The 7,694-nt window shown below is 67.6% G+C and carries 7 protein-coding genes; 4 read left to right on the top strand and 3 right to left on the bottom strand.

The features are described 5' to 3' along the window. Together AC08OV_RS19330 and AC08OV_RS19325 are read left to right on the top strand one after the other, a co-directional pair. Window positions 1–287 (top strand): hypothetical protein (locus tag AC08OV_RS19330; protein WP_476620063.1); only part of this gene is annotated, 287 nt, incomplete at its 5' end. Window positions 288–318: 31 nt separating this feature from the next. Then, the gene (locus AC08OV_RS19325) at window positions 319–1,350 is read left to right on the top strand and encodes a 2-oxoglutarate and iron-dependent oxygenase domain-containing protein (RefSeq protein WP_476615066.1); all 1,032 of its coding nucleotides are present in this window, start codon (window positions 319–321) and stop codon (window positions 1,348–1,350) included. On the opposite strand, the gene AC08OV_RS19320 is transcribed toward AC08OV_RS19325, so the two are convergent. Further along, window positions 1,254–1,514, bottom strand: coding sequence for an SDR family NAD(P)-dependent oxidoreductase (locus AC08OV_RS19320; protein WP_476620062.1), 261 nt, complete (start codon window positions 1,512–1,514; stop codon window positions 1,254–1,256). The two genes, AC08OV_RS19325 and AC08OV_RS19320, sit on opposite strands and share 97 nt — an antisense overlap. Before the next feature lie 267 nt (window positions 1,515–1,781). On the opposite strand from AC08OV_RS19320, the gene AC08OV_RS19315 reads away from it, so the two are divergent. Further along, window positions 1,782–2,714 (top strand): hypothetical protein, encoded by a 933-nt coding sequence (locus AC08OV_RS19315; RefSeq protein WP_476615068.1) that lies wholly within the window; start codon window positions 1,782–1,784, stop codon window positions 2,712–2,714. Between the two features lie 343 nt (window positions 2,715–3,057). Beyond that, window positions 3,058–4,155, top strand: coding sequence for an aromatic ring-hydroxylating oxygenase subunit alpha (locus tag AC08OV_RS19310; RefSeq protein WP_476615069.1), 1,098 nt, complete (start codon window positions 3,058–3,060; stop codon window positions 4,153–4,155). A gap of 575 nt (window positions 4,156–4,730) precedes the next feature. Here AC08OV_RS19310 and AC08OV_RS19305 read toward each other — a convergent pair. Both AC08OV_RS19305 and AC08OV_RS19300 read right to left on the bottom strand, forming a co-directional pair. Then, complete coding sequence (locus AC08OV_RS19305) at window positions 4,731–5,816, bottom strand: PEP-utilizing enzyme (RefSeq protein ID WP_476615071.1); 1,086 nt, start codon at window positions 5,814–5,816, stop codon at window positions 4,731–4,733. A gap of 301 nt (window positions 5,817–6,117) precedes the next feature. Further along, the gene (locus AC08OV_RS19300; protein ID WP_476615072.1) at window positions 6,118–7,158 is read right to left on the bottom strand and encodes a PEP/pyruvate-binding domain-containing protein; all 1,041 of its coding nucleotides are present in this window, start codon (window positions 7,156–7,158) and stop codon (window positions 6,118–6,120) included. Window positions 7,159–7,694 lie beyond the last annotated feature (536 nt).

Here is a 7,694-nt window from a genome sequence, read left to right as displayed (position 1 = left end):
CACCGCCCGGGCGGGCCGGGTGGGCTGGGCGGGTCTGGTGGCCGACGCGGCTCGGGAAGACCCGGCCCACCCTCCCCGCGGCCGTGGGCTGCGGCTTCGCCGGGAGTTGCCCCAGCCGGGTGGAGGGGCTCTGCGACTCCGTTGTCCCTCCCGTCCGACTGCTCGACGGGGCCGCCACGACGGCATCCCACACCGTGCACTGCCATCTCGACGCCGCTGATCTGCCTGTGCTCCCGCCACTGCCGGCGGTGGGCACCGGGGCGATGGCGGAGAAGGAGAATGTCTGATGTCGGAGAAACCGGAGAGGACCCCCCTGCCATGACCGACGAGATTCCCGTCATCGACCTGGAAGTGGCCCTCGCCGAGGACGCGCCCGCGGACCTGCTGCGGCGCGTGCGCGCGGCGGCCGAGCGGATCGGCCTGATCCAGATTGTCAACCACGGCGTTCCGCTGGAGCTGATCGAGGACTTCCAGCGTCGGGTCGAGCGGATCCTGCGTCTGCCGCGGGCGGAGAAGGCGAAGCTGGCCAGTCCCACCGGACACCCCTTCCGGGGCTGGCGGCAGTGGCCTGACGACTTCGGCCGCCTGGAAATCGAACGGTACTCCGTGGGCCAGTTCGACAACCCGGCCGACGCTGCCGCGGCGGGCGTGTCGAAGCGGTGGCTCGGGCTCTACCAACACGCCAACGTCTGGCCGCCGCAGGACCCCGACCTGCGCGGGGTCACCGTCGCCTACGCCGAGGCGGCCGCGGCGCTGGCCCGGCGGGTGCTCGGCCTGTACGAGCGGCTGCTCGGACTACCCGCCGGCAGTTTCCCGCAGGACGAGCCGTACCACCTCAACCTGCTCGTCAACGACTACCCGACCTGGACCTACCCGGACACGGCCTCCGAGGAGGAGAAGCTTCTCCTGCTGGAGCACGCCGACGGCTCGGCGGTGACCGTCCTGCACCAGCACGGCGAGTACTCCGGGCTCCAGGCGCAACAGCCCGACGGCACCTGGATCCCGGTGCCCGTCGTGCCCGGGGCGTTGCAGGTGCTCTCCGGAACGATCCTCACCCGCTGGACCAACGGTCTGCTGCCGGCCGGCCGGCACCGGGTCGTGGCCGGCGGCAGCGCGACCCGGCAGTCGACCGGGATCTTCTACTATCCGAGTCTGGACACTGTGCTGGAACCGCTGCCGGCCTTCGTCGGGGAGGACGGCACCGACTTCGAACCCGTCGTGCTGGGCGAGATCGACGAGACCAACGTCGAGAACTACCTGAAGGTCTTCGGCCGGCCCGAGCAGGTGGCCGCGTGGCGGGAGGGCCGTCCGTTCGTCGCGGAGCTCGCCGAGACCTCCGCCGGCCCCTGACCTGGATCGGCCGCTGACCTCCGCTGGCCGCCGTCCCGCTGGATGCCGGCGACGACGGCCGCGGCGGCCGCGGCATCCCGCCGGTAGTTCACGACCACGTGATATCCGCGCCGGGCGAGATCGGTGGCGATCGCCGCGCCGATTCCCCGTCCCGCACCCGTCACCACTACCGTCGGAATCCAGCCGGCTATTCTATCCCTCTCATCCCATGCGTGTCATCTGATCGGTTCCCCAGGTACCGTAGCCGCGTGCCGTAGTCGCGGCCCGGAGACGGGAACGAGGGGGCTCCAGGAGGCTGAGCACGAGCGGACATTCTCCTTGCGGTTTCGCAACGACTGCGTGTCGGTTATGGAAAGCACCGCCGGCGCGCCCCCTCCCTGCGTGTGTCATCGGCTTGATGGCAGAGGCTCCCCAGGCGAGAGGACGTCGACATGATCCGCGGGCTGGCTCGTACCCGGGTCTGGAGCGCGAGGACGCGTGAGGGGAGGAGAGCTTTCCTGCTCGCGGTCGTAATCATTTTACTTTCCATGGCGACATCGTCGCCGGTCAGGGCGGCCGGCGGTCCCACCCGCGGCGAGGGCGTCGCGGTTCCCTTCGAGGGGTTCACGGATCGTAACGGAGGCCCGACATCGATCGGCGGTGCGGTCGGTGTGGACCTGGTGCTCGGGTCGACCAGCCGACCGTACCTTCCCTGCCAGAACTACGACCCGCGGACCCGTACGGGCGACGCCTTCGTCAACGCCTGCCAGGAGCGGGGAAGTTACACCACCTACTCCCGTTTCCCTCCCGGCGGAGGCCTGCTTTTCCCGGCCGGCTACTTCATGAGCAACACCCAGCCCGACCTGGTCCGGGGTGGTCTGCTGCGGACCGACTGGGGAGCGCGCACCGCCGGCCTGTCGTTCGAGTTCTACCCGGATCAGGCGCATGACGCCGAGGTTGTCCATTCGCGTTTCTACATCGACCGGTTCGACCATTGGGCACACGGCTGGACGTACTCCGTCGCCATCGGCCGCATCGCCCTCACCGCCCTCGGCGACCCCGGGACCGCTCGGATCAGCGGGCAACTGACCGACCGCGGCCGGCCGCCGGCACCGGGCCGGGTGCGGATCGTCATCTTCGGTGGCCACGCCCGTTCCTCCACCGGCTACCCGATCTCCTCCTTCGCCGTTCGCACCAGCACCGGGTCGTCCGACTGGAGTAGCGGAGCGCTCTACGCCGGCCCTCAGCGCATCACCGTCACCGACACCGTGACGCATCGGGAATGCGTCCTGGAACGCACGCGCGTCCTCGGCCCGGACAACAGGATCGACCTCGACCTCTCCCGGCCGGGTTTCGGTCAGCCCGGCAGCACCTGCACGCCCTGACCATCGGCTCGCCCTGACCATCGGCTCGCCCTGACCATCCGTTCGGGTGTCGTCTACGCAGGGTCGTATAGCTATGACATAGCGCACCCATCCACCCGGGATTATTGTCGGTGTTGCACATAGAGTGACACCGTCGCTCCTATTGAGAATTCGACGATGCCGGCTCAACGGCGTTTGGCCGAGGGCACATACGATTTCGCTACTACGTCATATGCGATCTTGTGCCGATACTTCGGTGCTCTTGGCATGACGTAACCGCCGTATCAGGACTGCCGCATCAAGGAGGCCTCAGATCGACCGCCACGAGCTCATCGATCTCACTCGACGGGCGCTCAAAATCGCGATGGACAAGACGACCGACATGGTGCCCGCTGAGCGCCGCCAGCCAGCCCTGGCGTACACGGGCCAGGAACGCTTCGAGCGCGAGCGCGAGCTTGTCCTGCGCTCTCCGCAGCTTGTCGGCTACCGCTCTGAGCTGCCGGCACCCGGAAGCTACTGCACGAAGACCGTCATGGGCGTTCCCGTGCTTCTGACCCGGGGCGAGGACGGCACGGTCAGGGCTTTCCAGAACGTCTGCGCCCATCGCCAGGCGCCGGTCGCGGAGGGCTGTGGCGTGGCCGAACGGTTCGTCTGCCCGTATCACGCCTGGGTATATGACGCCCAGGGTGACTTCGTCGGCGGACCCGGCCGTGAAGGTTTCCCCTCGACGATGGCCGGGAAGCCCCGCCTCACGCAACTGCCCGCCGCGGAGCATTCCGGATTCCTGTGGGTCGGTCTCCAGCCGGACAGCGGTCCCCTGGACATCGACGCCCACCTGGGAGAGCTCGGCCCGGAACTCGCGTCCTGGGACATCGGTAGCTGGGCTTCGGTGGGCGAGAAGGTGCTCGACTTCCCGATCAACTGGAAGTTCGCGCTTGACACGTTCGCCGAGAACTATCACTTCGCCACGGTGCACCGGGACACGTTCGCGCTGATCACCAAGAGCAACTGCGCGCTGTTCGACTCCTTCGGCCCGCACCATCGGCTGGTCTTCCCGATGCGGCACATCACGGACCTCGCGGACAAGCCCGAGGAAGAATGGGAACCACTGCACAACCTCGTGGTGATCTACGCATTGTTCCCCAACATCGTCCTTTCGGTCACCGTCGCCAACGGCGAGGTGTTCCGGGTCTATCCCGGGAGTGGGCCGGGTCATTCGATCACCTACCACCAGAACGCGTCGCCGATGGATCTCACGGACGAGGCGACGCGAACCGCCGCGGACGAGATCTTCGAGTACGCGCACGCCACGGTGCGCGACGAGGACTACCGCATGGCGATCGACATCCAGAAGAACATGGCGTTGGGGGTGCGGCCTGAGCTCGTCTTCGGGCGCAACGAGCCGGGGCTGCACCATCGTCATGCGGTCATCGACGAGGCACTTGCTGCATTCGGCGGGTAGCGCCGGTCCGGACGGGCCCCGCGCCGGCCCCGGCGCGGGTGGGCCGGGGCCCGTGGATCCGTTCGAATTTGAGGCCGGGACGTCGTCTTCGGCGTCCAGTTCCTCCAGCAACGATCTGATCTCAGCTCGGCCGAGTCCGGCTGTCACGCTAGCTCCAGCGTGCCGGAGGTGATGAAGACTCCGCGCTTACGGAAGGCCAAGGGCGACCCGGCCAATCACCTGTCCCTCACGCTCGTCGAGGAGCTGGAGGCCGCGCTGGAGGACGATCCCGGCGCCCTCGTCCTTGTCCCTCACCGAGCACGGCACGTCCCTCAACGAGGCCCTCCGCCCGCTGGGCGAGTGGGGGAAGCGACGTTGCGAGCGCCTCGCCGCCGAGGACGCGCCCACATCCGCGTAAGAATTCGTAATGAAGTAATTAATGCAGGCCAATATGCGTCTTCGCAGGTCACGGGCTCGCGAGGACTCCGAAGTGAACAAGTTATTTCATTCCGAATCCTAACCCAGAAAGATTAACTTCTTAGCGTTTAGCGTTGTTTTGGTCGGAAGCCACGGATGGGTGTTCTCGGTGTGATCAGTCAGGGTAGAATCTCGACGTACCTGTCGGTGCCGTGCACGCGGATCCGCTGCCCATCGGGGATCAGTCGGGTGGCATCTACCACACCGACGACGGCCGGCAATCCGTACTCCCGTGCGATCACCGCGCCGTGAGTCATTAATCCTCCGACCTCCGTCACCAAGCCCGCGATGGCGACAAAGAGGGGCGTCCAGCTGGGGTCCGTGTGGGCCGTGACGAGGATGTCGCCCGGTTCGAGATCGGCCCGTGCCATGTCCAGGATGACGCGGGCCCGCCCTTCGATGGTCCCGGCGGAGACCGGTAGGCCGCTCAGCGCGCCGGCCGGCAAATCGTCGCGTCGGTACGCCCCGGCGATGACTTCGCCATCCGACGTGAGCACCCGGGGCGGCGTGAGCGCTTGATACGACCTGAACGCGTCCTTGCGCCGGCCGATGAGCCGGTCATCCACGCGGTTCGTGCGCACGACGTCGTGGAGCTCCTGGAACGTGAGGTAGAAGATGTCCTCCTTCTCACGAAGTACGTGGGCCTGTACGAGGCGCTCGGCTTCTTCCAACAAGGCCTGCTTGTACACGAAGTAGCGGCTGATCATGCCGTACTTCGGATACTCCCGGTACCCGATGAAGGTCCGGACCCGGTCGATCATCCGCTTCGTCTCGTCGGCCTTGCGCTCCCCGTCCGGCAGGGCCCGCAAGCGCTCCAGCAGCTCCTGCTCCTTCTTCCAGGCCTTCTGCCGGCCTTGCTCGAAGCGTCGTCGGCTCTCGCCCAGCTCGAAGTTCTTGATGTTGCCGAGGATCATGGGCACGAGCGTGGAGGGGCGTTCACGCCAACGCGGCCGCGTGATGTCGATCTCGCCGACGCAGCGCATGCCGTACTTGTCGAGCCAGGCCTCGACGGCGTCTCGCGCTTCCCACCCGCCCGCGAGCTTGGGCAGCGCGTCCAGGAAACCCTCGTCCTCGACGTGCTGCAGAAACGCCACCACGCCCGGATGTGGGCGGATCACGTCAGCGACGTCGAGCAGCGCCACTCCCGACTTCGTCCGGATGTCGCGTTCCGAGGCGGCGATGGAGGCCTCGCTGCGCCCGATCAACTCGGTGACGATGGCCGGATCGGTCTCGATCGGGGCTGGCGCGCCGCCGGACAGTGGCCCGGGGGGGACCCTCGTCAGGCAGCGGCCGGATGAAGCCGTCGCGCTCGAGGATGGTCTGCAGCGCGTCCCCGGTCAGCGGATCGGATTTCCCCATGAGCTCCAGGAAGCCGGCGCGGCTCGTCGGCGAGACCAGCCTCTGGGTGACGTCGACGAACAGGCGGCCGCCGGCCTCGGCCATGGGCGCGGGGGTCGTCATCTGCCAGAAGGAAGGAGAGCCCCAGGGGCTTCATGGGGTCGGTCATCATCTGCTGATGGCCGACGGAGACATAGACGTGTGATGGCCGACGGAGACATAGACGTGGTTCTCCCGGTCGCCGGACTCGGGGATGGGGAACAGCGTGGTGATCGGCCGGCTCTGGACGATCTGGAAGCCGTCGTCGACCAGGCACCATTCGATGTCCTGGGGGCGGCCGAAGTGCGCTTCGATCCGCCGGCCGAGCTGCACGAGCCGCACGACCTGCGCAGCCGTCAGCGCCGGCTGCTCCTGCCGCTCTAGGTCGATCGCCTGTTCCTGCGTCCCGCCCGCCGGCGAGGCGTGAACCGCACGCTGCTTGGCGCCGACCGCCTCGGCGACGACCTCGCCGTCGCGCACCTTGAAGACGTCCGGGTTCACCAGGCCGGAGACCAGGGCCTCACCGAGGCCAAAGCTGGCCTCCACGGAGGCGACCTTCCGGTTGGACGTGACGGGGTCGGCTGTGAACAGGACGCCAGCCGCATGAGGGAAGACCAGCTGCTGCACGACCACCGCCATGTGGACCGTACGGTGGTCAACGCCGTTGCGCTGGCGGTAGGTCACGGCCCGCTCGGTGAACAGCGAGGCCCAGCACCGGCTGACGTGCCGGAGGATCGCCGCCGGCCCCACGACGTTCAGGTACGTGTCCTGCTGGCCGGCGAAGGAGGCCGTCGGCAGGTCCTCTGCCGTCGCACTGGACCGGACGGCGTACGCGGCTTGCCCGCCGAGCTGGGCGAGCGCGCGGGTAATCGCCGCCGCGAGATCGCCCGGGATGGCGATCCCTTCGATGGTCCGGCGAATCTCCGCGCTGAGCGTGCGGATCGCCTCCCGGTCGTCCGGCTTCAGGCGCGACAGCTGCTCGAGCCGACCCTCGATCGACGGCACTTCCGCCATGATCCGCCGGAAGGCGTCCGTCGTCACGCAAAAGCCAGCCGGCACGCGGATGCCTTCGATCCGCGACAGCGCCCCCAGGTGCGCACCCTTGCCGCCAACGACCGCGACCTGCATCTCGTCAACCTCTTGAAGACCCAACACGTACTGCTCGCTCATCGCGATACCTCCGGGGCAGCCGTGCTCTCTCGCACGGCACCGGCCGATCGAATCACCGGCACCTCCAGCTCTGTCGAGCCTCGTGTTGGGCACGTCCTCATCTCTCGTTGCCTTCCCTCGTCACCGCGCCCCCCATAGGTTGACAACAACACACGCACGTCGTGCCCCCAGGTCTTCGCCCGTTCCTGGTCCGGCCGACGATTCTGCAGCGCGACCCGGGATCGGCTTCGCAGATATCTCCAGGCGATCGCCGCCGTTGAAGTCAAAGCGTCCGCAGCCCCTTCGTGTGCCGACGCACGACACCTTGAATGGCTTCAGGCGGAGATCGGTGCGCGGTTCACTACATCGTGACAAAAATGTAGCGATTGATCGCGACGCAACCGCGACTGCGATTACGCCCCACCCCAAGCCGCATTAGCCTACGCCGTCGCCGGCTCACCGTGGCCGTCGAGCGCGACGTGGGTATCGCTGCGAAGATTCCGTTCCGCCCGCGTAGACCCGTGACCTGCGATGACTCCCGCACGCGGATGGGTCGA

The sequence above is a fragment of the Frankia sp. CeTa3Moorea genome (assembly GCF_978021225.1).
This window is presented reverse-complemented; position numbering and strand designations above follow the sequence as displayed.

Bases quoted from the DNA above. Each gene is read 5' to 3' on its own strand.
- AC08OV_RS19315 (WP_476615068.1), top strand. From the start codon at position 1,782: ATGATCCGCGGGCTGGCTCGTACCCGGGTCTGGAGCGCGAGGACGCGT.
- AC08OV_RS19325 (WP_476615066.1), top strand. From the start codon at position 319: ATGACCGACGAGATTCCCGTCATCGACCTGGAAGTGGCCCTCGCCGAG.
- AC08OV_RS19310 (WP_476615069.1), top strand. From the start codon at position 3,058: ATGGACAAGACGACCGACATGGTGCCCGCTGAGCGCCGCCAGCCAGCC.
- AC08OV_RS19300 (WP_476615072.1), bottom strand. From the start codon at position 7,158: ATGAGCGAGCAGTACGTGTTGGGTCTTCAAGAGGTTGACGAGATGCAG.